The organism is Tibeticola sp., assembly GCF_022759015.1.
Taxonomy (GTDB): domain Bacteria; phylum Pseudomonadota; class Gammaproteobacteria; order Burkholderiales; family Burkholderiaceae_C; genus Tibeticola; species Tibeticola sediminis.
This window is the reverse complement of sequence record NZ_JAEMQB010000151.1, coordinates 1-16,719: the sequence shown is the minus strand read 5'-3', so window position 1 is coordinate 16,719 and position 16,719 is coordinate 1. Positions and strand designations below refer to the sequence as shown.

At 65.7% G+C, this 16,719-nt stretch carries 12 protein-coding genes and 1 pseudogene; 7 read left to right on the top strand and 6 right to left on the bottom strand.

Annotated elements, in window-relative coordinates:
• Positions 1 to 380 (top strand): annotated as a pseudogene (locus tag JHC36_RS09535) (hypothetical protein); the annotation flags it as partial.
• A gap of 179 nt (positions 381 to 559) precedes the next feature.
• Here the strand turns inward: JHC36_RS09535 and lpdA are convergent.
• The 3 genes from lpdA to aceE are packed head-to-tail and all read right to left on the bottom strand — an operon-like array spanning position 560 to position 6,582.
• Complete coding sequence (lpdA, locus tag JHC36_RS09530; RefSeq protein WP_287918535.1) at positions 560 to 2,440, bottom strand: dihydrolipoyl dehydrogenase; 1,881 nt, start codon at positions 2,438 to 2,440, stop codon at positions 560 to 562.
• Between the two features lie 14 nt (positions 2,441 to 2,454).
• Positions 2,455 to 3,840: a dihydrolipoyllysine-residue acetyltransferase gene (gene aceF, locus JHC36_RS09525; RefSeq protein WP_287918533.1), complete on the bottom strand. Its 1,386-nt coding sequence runs from the start codon at positions 3,838 to 3,840 to the stop codon at positions 2,455 to 2,457.
• A gap of 24 nt (positions 3,841 to 3,864) precedes the next feature.
• The gene (gene aceE, locus JHC36_RS09520) at positions 3,865 to 6,582 is read right to left on the bottom strand and encodes a pyruvate dehydrogenase (acetyl-transferring), homodimeric type (RefSeq protein ID WP_287918531.1); all 2,718 of its coding nucleotides are present in this window, start codon (positions 6,580 to 6,582) and stop codon (positions 3,865 to 3,867) included.
• Positions 6,583 to 6,911: 329 nt separating this feature from the next.
• Between aceE and JHC36_RS09515 the strand changes: the two genes are divergently transcribed.
• The 5 genes from JHC36_RS09515 (at position 6,912) to JHC36_RS09495 (ending at position 14,019) form a co-directional block, all read left to right on the top strand.
• The gene (locus JHC36_RS09515) at positions 6,912 to 9,458 is read left to right on the top strand and encodes a PAS domain-containing sensor histidine kinase (protein WP_287918529.1); all 2,547 of its coding nucleotides are present in this window, start codon (positions 6,912 to 6,914) and stop codon (positions 9,456 to 9,458) included.
• Positions 9,455 to 10,081 (top strand): response regulator transcription factor, encoded by a 627-nt coding sequence (locus JHC36_RS09510; protein ID WP_287918527.1) that lies wholly within the window; start codon positions 9,455 to 9,457, stop codon positions 10,079 to 10,081. The genes JHC36_RS09515 and JHC36_RS09510 overlap by 4 nt, the downstream gene beginning before the upstream one ends.
• A gap of 53 nt (positions 10,082 to 10,134) precedes the next feature.
• Positions 10,135 to 10,992 carry a bifunctional methylenetetrahydrofolate dehydrogenase/methenyltetrahydrofolate cyclohydrolase FolD gene (folD, locus tag JHC36_RS09505; RefSeq protein ID WP_287918525.1) on the top strand — a complete coding sequence of 286 codons (858 nt, stop codon included), beginning with the start codon at positions 10,135 to 10,137 and terminating at the stop codon, positions 10,990 to 10,992.
• 222 nt (positions 10,993 to 11,214) lie between these two features.
• Positions 11,215 to 13,290: a M3 family metallopeptidase gene (locus JHC36_RS09500; protein WP_287918524.1), complete on the top strand. Its 2,076-nt coding sequence runs from the start codon at positions 11,215 to 11,217 to the stop codon at positions 13,288 to 13,290.
• A gap of 57 nt (positions 13,291 to 13,347) precedes the next feature.
• A complete protein-coding gene (locus JHC36_RS09495) occupies positions 13,348 to 14,019 on the top strand; it encodes a glutaredoxin family protein (protein ID WP_287918522.1) in 672 nt (223 codons plus the stop codon).
• Between the two features lie 77 nt (positions 14,020 to 14,096).
• On the opposite strand, the gene rpiA is transcribed toward JHC36_RS09495, so the two are convergent.
• On the bottom strand, positions 14,097 to 14,771 hold the full coding sequence (gene rpiA, locus JHC36_RS09490) for a ribose-5-phosphate isomerase RpiA (RefSeq protein WP_287918521.1): 675 nt from the start codon (positions 14,769 to 14,771) through the stop codon (positions 14,097 to 14,099).
• 38 nt (positions 14,772 to 14,809) lie between these two features.
• On the opposite strand from rpiA, the gene JHC36_RS09485 reads away from it, so the two are divergent.
• Positions 14,810 to 15,856 carry a quinone-dependent dihydroorotate dehydrogenase gene (locus JHC36_RS09485; protein WP_287918519.1) on the top strand — a complete coding sequence of 349 codons (1,047 nt, stop codon included), beginning with the start codon at positions 14,810 to 14,812 and terminating at the stop codon, positions 15,854 to 15,856.
• 63 nt (positions 15,857 to 15,919) lie between these two features.
• Here JHC36_RS09485 and JHC36_RS09480 read toward each other — a convergent pair whose 3' ends face one another.
• Both JHC36_RS09480 and JHC36_RS09475 read right to left on the bottom strand, forming a co-directional pair.
• Entirely contained in the window at positions 15,920 to 16,303 is a 384-nt protein-coding gene (locus JHC36_RS09480) for a translation initiation factor Sui1 (RefSeq protein ID WP_287918518.1), read from the bottom strand.
• The coding region (locus JHC36_RS09475) for a DUF2721 domain-containing protein (protein ID WP_287918516.1) at positions 16,300 to 16,719 on the bottom strand (420 nt) is incomplete at its 5' end. The genes JHC36_RS09480 and JHC36_RS09475, both read right to left, overlap by 4 nt.

Below are 16,719 nucleotides of genomic sequence, written 5' to 3'. Positions count from 1 at the left end.
TCGCCGTGCTGTGGGAGAAAGGCTGCATCCATTCGCTGGGGCGGGCGGCAACCTCCGCCTCGTCGACGGCGTCGCGCTCAGCCAGCCCGGCGCCGGCCTCGGCAACCCATCCTTCTGAGCCCGACGACCTTGCGATGCTGCCCGACCCATCCGCACGTAGCGCCAAGGATGTCGAAATGGCCCGGAACTTCATGATGAACACGGTCAACACCATCTTCCAGCCCAACACGCGTCTGTCGCTGCTGGAGGCCATCTTCGCGTGCAAGACCGTCGAGGAGGTGCGCCGCGTCTACCCACGCTGGGCCGAGACGATCGCCAGCAGCACGATCGGGGCCAAGCGCCTACCCGAGTTCCGCGAGAAGCTGTTCAAAGTGCTCTGAGCCCGCAGCCAGGCTGAGACAGCCCCAGTGCACCCCCGACACAGGCCGCGCCGAGGATCGGCGGCCGTGTCCCGAGGCCCACACTCGCGGGGCCTTCAGGCAACGCTGAACAAGTCCCTCGCGCGCCGTGCATCCCGGCTGCGGGCGCGCACCATCGCGGGAACTTATTCAGGGTTGCCTTACTTCCTTTGCGGTGGAACGTCGGTACAAGAGCCGTGTGCCACTTCGGCGGCCATGCCCAGACTCTCGCCCAGCGTCGGGTGCGGGTGGATGGTGCTGCCGATATCGACCGCGTCGGCACCCATCTCGATCGCCAGGGCCACCTCGCCGATCATGTCGCCGGCGTGGGTGCCGACGATGCCACCCCCCAGAATCCGGCCGTGGCCCTGCGCTTCGGGGCGATCGTCGAACAGCAGCTTGGTGAAACCCTCGTCCCGGCCGTTGGCGATCGCGCGCCCCGAAGCACTCCAGGGGAACAGGCCCTTCTTGACCGGGATGCCCTGCGCCTTGGCTTGGTCTTCGGTGAGGCCGACCCAGGCGATCTCCGGGTCGGTGTAGGCCACGCTCGGTATCACTCGGGCGTCGAAGGTGGACGCCGCGAGGGTCCGGTCGCCGAGCAATTCGCCGGCAATGACCTCGGCGGCCACATGCCCTTCGTGCACCGCCTTGTGCGCCAGCATGGGCTGCCCGACGATGTCACCGATGGCGTGGATGTGCGCGACGTTGGTGCGCATTTGCGCGTCGACGGGGATGAAGCCACGCTCATTGACCGCAACACCGGCCTGCTCCGCGCCGATCTTGCGGCCGTTGGGGCTGCGGCCGACCGCTTGCAGCACACGGTCGTAAACCCCGACGCTCTGGGTGCCGTCGAGCCCTTCGAACTGCACGCGGATGCCCTCGGCGGTCGCTTCGGCGGCAACGGTGCGTGTCTTGAGCAGGATACGGTCGAAGCGCGGTTTGTTCAGCTTCTCCCACACCCGCACCAGGTCGCGGTCAGCCCCCGGCATCAGTCCGTCGAGCATTTCGACCACGTCGAGACGCGCCCCCAGCGTGCTGTAGACGGTGCCCATTTCCAGGCCGATGATGCCGCCACCGATGATGAGCATTTTTTCGGGCACGCCCGCGAGTTCCAGTGCCCCGGTGGAATCGATGATGCGCGGGTCATCGGGCAGGAAGGGCAAGCGCACGGCCTGCGAGCCCGCGGCGATGATGCAGCGACGGAACCCCAGGCGCTGCCGCACGCCAGTCTTGTCCTGCCCGCTGCCCGTGGTTTCTTCGACTTCGACCTCGTGCGGGCCCGTGAAGCTCGCATAGCCACGCACGACCGTGACCTTGCGCATCTTGGCCATGGCCGCCAGACCCCCATTGAGCTTGCTCACCACCTTTTGCTTGTGCGCACGCAGCGTGTCGATGTCGACCCTGGGTTCGCCAAACGAGACGCCGGCCGCAGCCAGATGACGCGCCTCGTCGATCACCGCCGCCACATGCAGCAGAGCCTTGCTCGGGATGCAGCCGACGTTGAGGCAGACACCGCCCAGCTGGGCGTAGCGCTCGACCAGCACCACCTTCAAGCCCAGGTCTGCCGCGCGGAATGCCGCCGAGTAGCCGCCAGGGCCGCCGCCGAGAACGAGCAAATCGCAGTCCGCCTGGGATTCGGGTGCCGCGCCCGCCGGTGCCGGGGGCGCCGCTACCGCATCAGACGCTCCTTTTTCAGGAGCTACAGAAGAGCTTTTTTCGCTGGCATCCGCGGCTTTTTGCTCCAAATTGGCCCGCGCTCCCCCTCCTGTGGGCTCGGCGGCCGTCAGGCCTATGCCGGCATCCGCGGCCGTCTCGAGCCGCAGCAAAGGCGTGCCCTCGCTGACCTTGTCGCCCAGCTGGACCAGCAGCTCGGTGACCACCCCGGCGTGGCTCGAGGGAATTTCCATCGAAGCCTTGTCCGACTCGACCGTGACCAAGCTCTGATCCACCGCAACCCGGTCCCCCGGCCGCACCAGCAGTTCGATGACCGCGACATCCTTGAAGTCCCCGATGTCTGGGACTTTGACTTCGATTTGTGCCATCCGACGCTCCCCGCTCAAAGCAAAACCCGGCGGAAATCGCCAAGCAACTGACTCAGGTAGGCCGCAAATCGGGCGGCGGCCGCTCCGTCGATCACCCGGTGGTCATACGATAAAGACATGGGCAAAGTCAGGCGCGGTGTGAATGCCTCGCCGTTCCAGACCGGCTCCCTGAAGGTCTTGGTCAAGCCGAGGATCGCGACCTCGGGCGCATTGACGATCGGCGTGAAGTAACGGCCCCCTATGCCCCCGAGCGACGAGATGCTGAAGCACCCGCCCGACATCTCGGCCGGCGTGAGCTTGCCCTCGCGCGCCTTGGCCGACAACTGGGCGAGTTCCTGGCTGATCTGAACCAGCCCCTTGCGGTCGGCATCCTTGAGCACCGGAACGACCAGGCCGTTGGGCGTATCGGCAGCAAAGCCGATGTGGAAGTATTTTTTGTAAATCAGCGCGTCCCCGTCGAGCGAGGCATTGAACTCCGGGAATTTCTGCAGCGCCGCCACCACCGCCTTGATGACGAAAGCCAGCATGGTGAACTTGACGCCCTGTTTCTCGTGCTCTTGGTTGAGCGCCACCCGAAGCGCCTCGAGATCCGTGACATCCGCGTTTTCGTGGTGGGTGACATGCGGAATCATCACCCAGTTGCGGTGCAGGTTGGCGCCGCTGATCTTTTTGATTCGGGGCCGCTCCTTGCGCTCGACGGGGCCGAATTTCGCAAAGTCCACCTGCGGCCAGGGCAGCAAATCGGCCAAGACGGCGGGCGACGCTGCTTGCGCCTGCACGAAACGCTCGGCTTGCGCGCGGGTTTGAAGCTGGCCCTGCATGACCGCACGGCTGAAGTTGCGCACGTCTTCGAGCGTGATCCGGCCTTTGGGGCCAGTACCCGTGACCTCTTCGAGCGGTACCCCGAGTTCACGCGCAAAGCGGCGCACCGAAGGCGATGCGTGCGGCAAGCTCGCTAGGCGCGTCGCATCGGGGGCGGCCGCGACCGCGGCGACCAGCGGGGCTGCGGCGCGCATCAACGGCTCGACGGGTCGCTCGGCCGATGTGGGCATGGGCGCGGCCGTGGGCGTCGATGCGGCCACGGCAACCTGCGGCGCCGCTGTCTGCTGCGCCGGGGCCGCGGTGGCTGGCGCGGCTTCGGGCTCGGGGGCTGCCCCTCCCTCGGCGGTCTCGACGAGGGCGATCACCGAGCCTTCGCTGACCCGATCCCCGAGCGCCACGCGCAGCTCACGCACGACCCCTGCGACGGAGGACGGAATCTCCATCGAAGCTTTGTCGGACTCGACGGTGAGCAGGCTCTGATCGACCGCGATCGTGTCACCCGGTTGGACGAGCAGCTCGATGACGGACACATCCTTGAAGTCCCCGATGTCGGGAACCTTGACTTCCACCAATGCCATGTGGATCTCCTTGCGGTGGCAGGCTCAGGCGAGCAGCGGGTTGATGCGGTCGGCTTGCAGGCCGTATTTGCGGATCGCCTCGGCCACCGTCGCAGCCGGCACCGTGCCGTCTTCGCTCAGCGACTTGAGCGCCGCCACGGTGATGTAGCGGCGATCGATCTCGAAATGTTCCCGCAACTTGTATCGGAAGTCGCTGCGGCCAAACCCATCGGTTCCGAGAACTTTGTAGCTTCTGCCCTTGGGAATGAAGGGCCGAATTTGCTCAGGGAAGCTGCGGATGTAATCGGTCGATGCAATGACGGGCCCCGCGTGCGGCGCCAGTTGCTGCGTCGCGAACGGCACGCGCGGCGTCTCAGTCGGGTGCAGCAGATTCCACCGCTCGCAGTCGTGGCCGTCGCGGGCCAGCTCGGTAAAGCTCGGGCAGCTCCAGACGTTGGCTGCGACCCCCCAGTCGGTGGCGAGCAGCTCCTGCGCCGCGAGGCTCTCGCGCAGGATGGAGCCGCTGCCGAGCAACTGCACGCGCGGCGTGAGCTTCGGGCCCTCTTTGCACAGATACATGCCCTTGATGATCTGCTCTTCGGTGCCCGGCGTCAGGCCCGGCATGGCGTAGTTTTCATTGAGCAGCGTCACATAGAAAAAGACGTTCTCCTGACGCTCGACCATGCGCTTGAGTCCATGGTGCAAGATCACGCCGACCTCATGCGCAAAAGTCGGGTCGTAGCTCACGCAGTTGGGAATCACCCCGGAGAGGATGTGGCTGTGCCCGTCTTCGTGTTGCAGCCCTTCCCCGTTGAGGGTCGTCCGGCCGCTCGTGCCCCCGAGCAAAAAGCCGCGCGCCTGCATGTCGCCCGCTGCCCAAGCGAGGTCGCCCACGCGCTGGAAGCCGAACATCGAGTAATAGACGAAAAACGGCACCATGATGCGGTTGTTCGTCGAGTACGAGGTGGCCGCAGCGATCCAGCTGCTCATGCCGCCGGCTTCGTTGATGCCCTCCTGCAAGATCTGGCCGGCCTTGTCCTCGCGGTAGTACATCACCTGGTCTTTGTCGACCGGCGTGTATTTCTGACCTTCGGGGTTGTAAATCCCGATCTGTCGGAACAAGCCCTCCATGCCAAAGGTGCGCGCCTCGTCGACCAGGATGGGAACCACCCGCGGCCCCAGCGCCTGGTCGCGCAGCAACTGGGTCAGAAAGCGCACATAGGCCTGCGTGGTCGAAATTTCGCGCCCGGGAGCCGTGGGCTCGAGCACGGCCTGGAACACCTCCAGCGCGGGCACGGTGAACTGCTCGTCGCTGCGGGTGCGCCGCTTGGGCAGGTAGCCGCCCAGCGCCCGGCGCCGCTCGTGTAAGTAGCGCATTTCGGGCGTATCGTCGGCCGGCTTGTAAAACGGAATCTTGGGCAATTCCGAATCGGGAATCGGAATGTTGAAGCGGTCGCGGAAGTGGCGGATGTCGTCGTCCGAGAGCTTTTTGGTCTGGTGCGCGGTGTTCTTGCCCTCGCCCACCTTGCCCATGCCATAACCCTTCACCGTCTTGACCAGCACCACCGTCGGCTGCCCGCGATGGTGGTAGGCGCGATGGAACGCGGCGTAAACCTTTTGCGGATCGTGACCGCCGCGGCGCAGGTTCCATATGTCCTCGTCGCTCATCTTCGCGACGAGCTCGAGCGCTCTCGGGTCGCGGCCAAAGAAATGCTTGCGGACATAGGCACCGTCGTTGGCTTTGAACGCCTGGTAATCGCCGTCGAGCGTCTCCATCATGATGCGGCGAAGCACGCCTTCTTTGTCGCGCGCCAGCAGCGGATCCCAGTTGCTGCCCCAGATCACCTTGATGACGTTCCAGCCCGCGCCCCGGAACTCCGCTTCGAGCTCCTGAATGATCTTGCCGTTGCCGCGGACCGGCCCATCGAGCCGTTGCAGGTTGCAGTTGACGACGAAAATCAGGTTGTCGAGCTTCTCGCGCGCTGCTAGGCCGATGGCGCCCATGCTCTCGGGCTCGTCCATTTCCCCATCGCCACAGAAGGCCCAGACCTTGCGCCGCTCGGTGTCGGCGATCCCCCGAGCGTGCAAATACTTCAGAAAGCGCGCTTGATAAATCGCCATCAGTGGCCCGAGCCCCATCGAGACCGTCGGAAACTGCCAGAACTCGGGCATCAGCTTGGGGTGCGGGTAACTCGAAAGCCCCTTACCGTCGACCTCTTGGCGGAAGTGCAGCAATTGCTCCTCGGTCAGCCGCCCCTCGAGATACGCCCGGGCGTAAATGCCGGGCGCACTGTGACCTTGGATGTAGAGCAGGTCGCCGCCGTGCGTGCCACCGGCATCCGTGTCGTCGGCATGCCAGAAATGATTGAAGCCCACGGCCAGCATGTGCGCGAGGGACTGGAAGGAGCTGATGTGCCCGCCGAGATCCCCGCCATCGGGCGGGTTGAGCCGATTGGCCTTGACGACCATGGCCATCGCGTTCCAGCGCATGTAGGCGCGCAACCGCCCTTCGAGCTCGAGATTGCCGGGGTTGCGCTCCTCTTCTTCGGGCTCGATCGTGTTGACGTAGCCCGTGTTGGCCGAAAACGGCAAATCGATGCTGTTTTCGCGCGCGTGCTCGAGCAAGGCTTCCAGCAGAAAGTGGGCGCGATCGGGCCCTTCACGCTCGATGACGGCCGACAGCGCTTCGAGCCATTCGCGGGTTTCGCCGGGGTCGGCGTCGGACGCGCCGGGCAGAGACAAAGGTGCGGGTGGAACGGACATCGGACGTCTCCTCGTTGGATGAAATAGCGAAACCGGCGCGCAGGTGCGGACGAATGAGCGTTAGGGTAACGCTGAACAAGTCCCCCGCGCGTCGCGCATCCCGGCTGCGGGCGGTCTGCTTCGTTGCAAATCCTCGCCAAAGCTGCGGCTATGGCTGCGGTTTGCGCCTCGCATCCCACCCCGCGGCCGGGCGCGCGCCATCACGGGAACTGATTCAGCGTTGCCTTAGTCTCCCACAATTTTTCGTCAATTTCAAATGACGCTTTTGTATTCTGCATTGTGAAATTTGGTCCTCAGCAGGCTGCATGCCGGCCTCGTACACTTTGCCGATGCCCCCCGCTTTCTCACCGCCCCGCTTCCTGCGCCTGAAGCAGCTACCGCCCTTGGTTTGGTGGCGACGCTGGTGGACGCGACAACCCCCCAGTCGCCAAGACCGCGTCGCGATGCTCGCGCCGATCGCGGCCGTGCTGCTGTTCCTGCTGGCCATCGTCGTTTCGTTCTGGTACTTGCGCGCCGAGGAAATGGAACGCGAACATGAAGCGCTGGTGCGAGATCTCGAATATGCCCAGCAACGCCTGCGGCTGCGCTTGCTCGAACGGCAGGAGCAGGTGATGCGGCTGGCGCGCGACGCGGCCAATCGGGAGATCGACCCCGAAGCCTTCATGCAGCGCGCCGAAGCGCTGGTGGCGCAATACCCGGAGCTCGAGGCCCTGACCTGGATCGACGAGCGCGGGCGCATCCTTGCGAGCCGCGCGACGCCGAGCCTCGCCAGGGGCAGCCGCTGGGTCGCCGGCGAACGCTTGCCGCCCGGACCCTTGCGCGACAACCTGGAAACACTGGAGCGGTTGCAGCAACCGCTCTATGCCTGGGCGACTGCGGCCGACCATTCCGCGGACGTCCGCACCCTGACCCTGCTCGTCCCCCTGATCGACGGGCAGAAGTTCTCCGGCGCGATCCTGGCGGAATACTCACCCGACAGCCTGCTGCGCTACGGCACACCCAACGACATCGCCTCGAAGTACGCGTTGGCGCTGCTCGATGCTCGGCGCGAGCTCATTGCCGGGCAAAACGTGCCCAGCCGAAGCAGTTCCCTCGGACTCGTACCCTGGCGAGCACGCCTCAACCAAGAGGAACTACCGGTGCCGCCGGTGGGCAACGGCCTGGTGCTGCGCGCCCAGGCCTGGCGGACTTCGCTGGGGATCGTCGGCAGCGGTTTGTTTTGGCTGGTCGGTGCGCTCAGTGCGCTGACGGCTTGGATGCTGGTCGCCAACTGGCGTCACACGCGCCGACGGCTGCAGGCCCAGCAAGCCTTGCTCGCCGAGACGAGCTTTCGGCGGGCGATGGAAAACTCCATGTTGACGGGGATGCGTGCGCTCGATCTCGACGGCCGCATCACCTACGTCAACCCGGCCTTTTGCCGCATGACCGGCTGGACCGAGGAAGACCTGCTCGGTCGAAGCGCGCCCTTCCCCTACTGGCCGGAAGATGACACCGAGCGGCTGGAATCCCTACTGCGGCAGGAGCTGAGCGGTCAGATCCCACCGTCGGGCGTGCAGTTTCGCGTCAAACGCAAGGACGGCACACGCTTCGATGCGCGGCTCTATGTCTCGCCGCTGATCGACGCGAGCGGCAAACAAACCGGCTGGATGACCTCGATGACCGACATCACCGAGCCCAACCGCATCCGCGACCAGTTGCAAGCCTCTCACGAGCGATTCACGGCGGTGCTCGAGGCGCTCGACGCCTCGGTTTCGGTCGTCCCCCTCGGCGGCACCGAGTTGCTGTTCGCCAACAAGCTCTATCGGCTGTGGTTTGGCGCTCGATCCGACGGGCATTTGTCGCTGCTGGAGCAGGCGGGGCGGCCGGCCCGAAATCCCCGAGATGCCGACCACGAACAGGAAGACAGCCTTGCGGGTCTGCCGACCGACGCCTTGTCCGCGGCCGAGTCGGAAAATGCCGAGGTCTTCGTCGCCGAACTGGCCATGTGGCTCGAGGTGCGCTCGCGCTATCTGACCTGGGTCGACGGGCGGCTGGCGCAAATGGTCATTGCGACCGACATCACCGCGCGCCGGCGCGCCGAGGAACTCGCAGCCTCGCAGGCCGAACGCGCACAGGCGGCCAGCCGGCTCATCACCATGGGCGAGATGGCTTCGAGTGTCGCGCATGAACTCAACCAGCCGCTGACCGCCATCAACAACTATTGCAACGGGATGATCTCCCGCATCCGCTCCGGCCAGCCCTGCAGCGAGGACCTCGTCGGCGCGCTCGAGAAAACGGCCCGCCAGGCGCAGCGCGCGGGTCAGATCATTCAGCGCATCAAGAGCTTCGTGAAGCGCAGCGAGCCCAACCGCCAGGCGGCCGACGTGGCCACGATCGTCGAGGAAGCGGTCGAATTGGCCGAAATCGAATACCGCCGACGCGGCGTGCGGCTGCACCGGCATTTGGCCGAGCCCCTGCCCAAAATCTCGGCCGACCCTATCCTGATCGGGCAAGTGTTGATCAACCTGTTGAAGAATGCCGCCGAGTCGATCGACGCCGCGCAACGCCCACCGGTCGATCGGGTGGTCGAACTGCGGGTTGCGGCGCGCGAAGTCGATGGCCGGCCGACCGTTTCCTTCACGGTCGAAGACCGCGGTCGCGGCCTTGCGCCTGAAGTGCTCGATCGGCTGTACGAAGCGTTTTTCTCGACGAAAACCGAGGGCATGGGCATCGGACTCAACCTCTGCCGCACCATCGTCGAGTCGCATCAGGGGCGGATGGAAGCACGCAACCTCTACAATGGCGAGCTCGTCGTCGGCTGCTGTTTCAGCTTCTGGATACCGGTTCATGTCCCTGAGGGCGCCGACGCATCCGACGCTGATGGAGAAGCTGCATGAGTTTGATTCCGGGAAGAGGCAAGGTCTACGTCGTGGACGACGACGAGGCCGTGCGTGACTCGCTGCAGTGGCTGCTCGAAGGCAAAGACTATCGCGTGCAGGCGTTCGACTCGGCTGAGAGCTTTCTGGCCCGGCACGATCCGCGCGAAGTCGCCTGTCTGCTGGTCGACATCCGCATGTCGGGCATGAGCGGCCTCGATCTGCAAGACCGCCTGATCGAACGTCGCTCGCCTTTGCCCATGGCCTTCATCACCGGCCACGGTGACGTTCCCATGGCGGTGGAAACGATGAAGAAAGGCGCGTACGACTTCATCCAAAAGCCGTTCAACGAAGCCTCGCTGCTGGCCATCGTCGACCGCATGCTCGAGGCCGCACAGCAGAATTTCGAGGCGCAACAGCAGAGCGCCGCCCGCGAGGCCATGATGGCGCGACTGACGAGCCGCGAGGCGCAGGTGCTCGAGCGCATCGTTGCCGGTCGGCTGAACAAGCAAATCGCCGACGACCTCGGCATCAGCATCAAGACCGTCGAAGCGCACCGGGCGAACATCATGGAAAAGCTCAACGCCAACACGGTCGCCGACCTGCTGAAGATCGCGCTGGGCCCGTCGAGCGCCAAAAGCTGACCCCCCTTGCGCCCGCCGAAGCTGGCGCAGCCCCATTGATTCGAGTACCCGCCATGACCGCCCAGATCATCGATGGCATTGCCATTTCCAAACACGTGCGCACCAGCGTCGCCGAGCGCACCCGCGCACTTCAGCAGCACGGCGTGACACCCGGCCTGGCGGTGTTGCTCGTGGGGGACAACCCGGCCAGCCAGGTTTATGTCCGCAACAAGGTGCGTGCCTGTCACGAGGTCGGCTTTCATTCGGTGCTCGAGCAATATCCGCAGACGCTGTCGGAAGCCGAACTGCTTGAGCGCATCGCGGTACTCAACGCCGATCCCAGCATCCACGGCATCCTGGTGCAACTGCCCTTGCCTGCGCACATCGATGAGCACAAGGTCATCGAGGCGATTGCGCCGTCGAAGGATGTCGATGGCTTCCATGTCGCCAACGCGGGCGCGCTGCTCACCGGGCTGCCGGGCTTTCTCCCCTGCACGCCGCATGGCGTCATGAAAATGCTCGAGTCGATCGGCTACGAGTTGCGCGGCAAGCACGCAGTCGTCATCGGCCGCAGCAACATCGTGGGCAAACCCATGGCCTTGCTGCTGCTCCAGCAGCATGCCACGGTCACGATCTGCCACAGCGCAACACCGGACCTCAAGGCCATGACGCTGCAGGCCGACGTGCTGGTCGCTGCGGTCGGCAAGCAGGGCTTGGTGACGGCGGACATGGTCAAACCCGGTGCCGTGGTGATCGACGTCGGCATGAACCGAACGACCGAGGGCAAGCTCTGTGGCGACGTCGACTATGCCGGGGTCTCGACCGTGGCAGGCTGGATCACGCCCGTGCCCGGGGGCGTCGGGCCGATGACCATCACGATGCTGCTGGTCAACACCTTGCAGGCAGCCGAGCGCTCGTTGCCTGGGCGCTAAGGCAACGCTGAATAAGTTCCCGCGATGGTGCGCGCCCGGCGGCGGGATGGGATGCGAGGCGCAAACCGCAGCCATAGCCGCAGCTATGGCGAGGATTTGCAACGACGCATCCCGCCTGCAGCCGGGATGCGCGGCGCGCGAGGAACTTGTTCAACGTTGCCATAAGGCTCTGGCGACGGACAGCGCCATCCGCGCCCTGCACGGTTCGCGCACAATCGGTGCATGAACACCGAAAACGAAACGAATCCCCTGCTCGACTTCTCAGGTCTGCCCGCATTCGACCGGGTGGCTCCGGCGCATGTCGTACCCGCGATCCAAGAGCTGCTGGCCCAGGCCAACGCGGCGCTGGCCCGGGTCACCGAGCCTTCATTCCCCGCCGACTGGTTGGCGATCGCGCGCACGCTCGACGTGGCGACCGAGCGCCTGGGCCGGGCGTGGAGCGTCGTGAGCCACCTCAACGCCGTGGCCGACAGCCCGGAACTGCGCGCTGCGTACAACGAAGCGCTGCCTGCAGTGACCGAGTTTTGGACACGGCTCGGCGCCGACGAGCGGCTATACGCCAAGTACAAGGCGATCGACCCCGCCACGCTTGACGATGCCCAGCGCCAGGCGCACCGGCTGGCCTTGCGCGCCTTCGTGCTGGGCGGCGCCGAGCTGCAGGGCCAACAGCGCGAGCGGCACGCCCAGATTCAAGAGCGGCTGGCTGAACTGAGCCAGAAATTCAGCGAAAACGTGCTCGATGCCACCGATCATTTCGCCTACTACGCCAGCGCCGATGAGGTCGAGGGCATCCCGGAGGACGTGCTGCTCGCGGCCCGGGAAGCCGCCTCGAAGGATGGCCGTGAGGGCTACAAGCTGACGCTGAAGCTGCCCTCGTATCTGCCCGTCATGCAATACGCGCGCAGCGGCGCACTTCGGGAGCGGCTCTACCGCGCCTACGTCACTCGGGCCTCGGATCAGGCGGAAGGAGAAGCCCGGCGCTACGACAACACGCCGATCATTCGGGAAATCCTCGCCTTGCGCCGCGAAGAAGCACAACTGCTGGGCTACCCGAACTATGCGGCGCTGTCCCTGGTGCCGAAGATGGCCGAGTCGCCCGAGGAAGTGGCTGCGTTCCTCCGAGCGCTCGCCGAGCGGGCCCGGCCCTACGCCGAGCGCGACGTCGCCGAAATGCGCGCGTTTGCGGCCGAGCATTTGGGCATCCGCGACCCACAGCCCTGGGACTGGACGTACATCGGCGAGCGCCTCAAGGAAAGCCGCTATGCCTTCAGCGAACAGGAACTGAAGCAGTATTTCCCGCAGCCCAAGGTGCTGCAAGGTTTGTTCGAACTCGTCGAACATCTGTTCGAGATTCGCATCGCCCCGGACCAGGCGGCGGTCTGGCATCCGGACGTGCGTTTTTTCCGCATCGAGCGCGAAGGCTCGCTCGTGGGCCAGTTCTATTTCGACCCCACGGCGCGCAACGGCAAACGCGGCGGAGCCTGGATGGACGACGTGCGCGCCCGTTGGCGCCGCCCGGACACGGGCGAACTGCAGACGCCGGTCGCGCATCTGGTGTGCAACTTCGCTGGGCCCCAAGACGACAAGCCCGCGCTGTTGACCCACGACGACGTCATCACCGTCTTTCATGAATTCGGGCACGGATTGCACCACCTGCTCACTCAAGTCGATGAGCGTGATGTCTCGGGCATCAGTGGCGTCGAGTGGGATGCCGTCGAGTTGCCCAGCCAGTTCATGGAGAACTTTTGCTGGGAGTGGAACGTCCTGCGCGCGATGACGGCCCACGTGGACACGGGCGAGCCGATTCCGCGCGCCCTGTTCGACAAGATCAGCGCCGCGCGCAACTACCAAAGCGGCCTGCAGACCCTGCGCCAAATCGAGTACGCGCTGTTCGACATCCTGCTGCACACCGACCACGAGCCCGAAGCCGATCTGCAGCCCTTGCTCGATCAGGTTCGTGCCGAGGTCGCCGTGCTGCCGCCGCCGGGCTTTGCGCGAACCGCGCACAGCTTTGGACACATCTTTGCCGGTGGCTACGCCGCGGGTTATTACAGCTACAAGTGGGCTGAGGTGCTGAGCGCCGATGCCTACGCCGCCTTCGAGGAAACCGTCTCCGGCGACGGCCGCCACAGCCGCGAAACCGGTCGCCGTTACCGGCAGGCAATCCTCGAAGCTGGCGGCAGCCGCCCTGCCATGGATTCGTTCAAAGCCTTCCGCGGGCGCGAGCCCAGGCTCGACGCGCTGCTGCGGCATCAAGGCATGGCGGACGCGCCGCCCGCCCGGCAGACCCAGCCCTGAGAGGCTGAGCCTCTGAGCCTATCCTACCCGCGGGTACCCAAAGAGGAGGAATCAAACGTGTTTGAATCGATCGACCGCCGACCGTTGCGGGCCGTGTTCGCCGCTGTGCTCCTGCTCGGCGGGGGCAGTTCCTCGGCCCAGGCGCTCTACCGCATCGTTGGCCCGGATGGACGCGTCACTTACTCGGACGTCCCCCCACCCCCCGCGGCCAAGGCTGCCTCGCAGCCGGCTCGAGCGGGTGCGGCGGCAGCGGGTTCAGGCCCTGCCCTTCCCTATGAACTGCAGCAAGCCGTGAGCCGCTATCCGATCACGCTCTATACCACCTCGTCGTGCGCCGCTTGCGATGCTGCTCGGGCTTACCTGCGGCAGCGCGGCGTGCCTTTTGCCGAACGGACCGTGACCACCGCCGAGGACGCGCAGCTGCTACAGCAGCGAACTCAGTCGACGGAACTGCCGGTTCTCGGCATCGGCAACCGCATCGTCAAAGGCTACAACGAGACCGAATGGCGCCAGTATCTCGATGCTGCCGGCTACCCACGCAGCGCCCAGCTGCCACCCGGTTACCGGCTGCCGCCGCCTGCGCCACTGGCCGAACCCAAGGCACCCTCCGCGGCATCCGCCGCGCAGCCAGCCGGCGCGGTGGCACCCACTTCGGCCTATGAGCCGGCCCCACCGCCGGCCCCGCCGCCGCAGCGCGCGCCGAGCAATCCTGCCGGCATCCGCTTTTGAGCGGGAGCGCGCCTCCGAGCGCGCGCTCCGATTTCGAGAGCAACCCCCGCCCTATTGATCCCGGCAAGGTCGCAAAATCAGTCGAATTTGAGGGTTTTGACGCCCTGCTCGGTGCCCAGCAGGCAGACGCTCGCCTTGTGGTGGGCAAAAACACCGACCTCGACGACGCCCGGCCAGAGGCTCACCATCGCCTCGAAGCCCAGCGGGTCGCTGATGCGCAGGCCTTGCACATCGAGGATGTGCTGACCGTTGTCGGTCACGAGGGGTTTACCGTCTTTCAGGCGCTGCACCGGTTTGCCGCCCAGCGCGACGAACTGGCGCATGATGCGGTGGCTCGCCATCGGGATCACCTCCACCGGCAGCGGGAAGGCCCCGAGGGTGTGTACGAGCTTGGACTGGTCGGCGATGCAGATGAAGCGCTTCGATTGGGCGGCGACGATCTTCTCGCGCGTGAGTGCCGCGCCACCGCCTTTGATCATGTAGCCTGCGGGGTCGATCTCGTCGGCGCCGTCGATATAGACCGCGATCTCTTCGACCTCGTTGCAGTCGAACACCGGGATTCCGACCGCCTTGAGCCGCGCCGTCGAGGCCTCGGAACTCGAAACCGCGCCGATGATCTGGTCCTTCAGGGTCGCGAGCGCCTCGATGAACTTGTTGACGGTCGAGCCCGTCCCCACCCCGACGATCTCACCCGGCGTCACATAGTCGAGGGCGGCTCGGCCAACCATCGCTTTGAGTTCATCTTGCGTCATTTGCGACAATCTCCTCTGTTCAAAACACGCATTATCCGATGAGCTTTTTCCCCTACGCGGGCGCACGCGCGCTGCTGTTTCGGCTCGACCCCGAAGTCGCCCATGAACTCACGCTCTCGAGCCTCGAGCGCCTGCAGCACACACCGCTGGCCTGCGCCTGGGCCCAGCCCCGGGTCGAGGACCCGGTCACGGTCGCGGGCCTGCGCTTCCCCAACCGCGTTGGGCTCGCCGCAGGGCTCGACAAGAACGCGCGCTGCATCGACGCCTTTGCCGCCATGGGCTTTGGCTTCGTCGAGGTCGGCACCGTCACGCCGCTGCCGCAGCCAGGCAACCCCAAGCCGCGCATGTTCCGCCTGCCCGAAGCGCATGCGCTCATCAACCGGCTGGGCTTCAACAATGAAGGGCTCGACGCTTTCATCGCGCATGTGCAGCGCGCGCGCTTTCGCACGCAGGCGCAGGGCACGCCCATGGTGCTCGGCCTCAACATCGGCAAAAACGCCGCCACGCCGATCGAAGAGGCCACGCGCGACTACCTCACGGGGCTCGCGGGGGTGTACGCCCATGCCGACTATGTGACGGTCAACATCTCGAGCCCCAACACAAAGAACTTGCGCGCGCTGCAAAGCGACGCCGCGCTCGATGGCCTGCTTGGCGCGCTGGCTCAATCCCGCGAGACGCTCGCGCACAAGCACGGACGACGCGTGCCGATCTTCATCAAAATCGCACCCGACCTCGACGACGGCCAGATCGAAGCGATCGCCACTGCGCTGCGCGCGCACGGCATGGATGGCGTCGTGGCAACCAACACGACCTTGGCGCGCGATGCGGTGCGCGGCCTGCCCCATGCCGACGAAGCCGGCGGACTCAGCGGCGCCCCGGTGTTCGAGCCCAGCAACCGGGTGATCCGTGCCTTGCGCGCGGCCTTGGGGCCGGACTTTCCCATCATCGGCGTAGGCGGCATCTTGAGCGGCGCGGACGCGGTTCAAAAGATCGAAGCCGGCGCCAACCTGGTTCAGGTCTACACCGGATTCATCTACCGTGGCCCAGCGCTGGTGCGCGAGGCGGCCCGGGCGATTGCGCAGTGACGTCCAGACGCAGCGGCTGACCCCCTCGGCGTTGACCCGGGTACCAACCCCTGTGCCACCCGCTCATCCACCTGCGCGCTTGACCTTAAAGCCCCGCGCTGCGAGCCAGTCCACCAGGCGCGCGACATGGTCGCCCTGGATTTCGACCACCCCGTCCTTGACCGTGCCGCCGCTGCCGCAGGCGGTCTTGAGCTGCTTGGCCAAGGCTTCGAGTTCGGCGCCGCCCAAGGGCACGCCGCGCACCAGCGTGACGACCTTGCCGCCGCGCCCCTTACTCTCGCGTGCCACACGAACCACGCCGTCCCCGGCCACGCGCGCGGCCGCCTCGGCCCGCGCCTTGCACACGCATTGCGCCACCGGCTGGCGGCACTGCGGACACATGCGGCCGCCTTCGGTCGAATACACCAACGCCGACAAGCCGTCGAAACCACGCGCCTTGGGCTTCATGTCGGCGACTCCGGAAGACGAAAGTTCAGCATGCGGGTGCCAAGCATGGTCTCGATGAAAAAGCACAGCAAGGCCGCGAGAAAGCAGCCGATCCCACCGAGGAAGCCCGCCACGGCCAGCCGACTCGCCTGAAAGTCCGTGGTCTCGGCAACGAACAGCACGATGATCGTCAAGCCGATGAAAAAGGCGCACAGCGTGAGCAAAGCGACCGCGCCGTTGGCGAGCCGTCCGCGCCAGCGCAAGAGCGCGATTTCCGACAGCGCACGGGCGCGGAAGGCGGGGTCGGTCGAAGCCAAGGCTTGCGCCTCGACCACGCGGGCGCGGTCGATGATGCGCGCAAGCCGCCCCGCCACCGCCCCGATCAGGCCGGAGACGGCAGTGAGCAAAAACACCGGCGCGACGGCAAGCTGGATGCC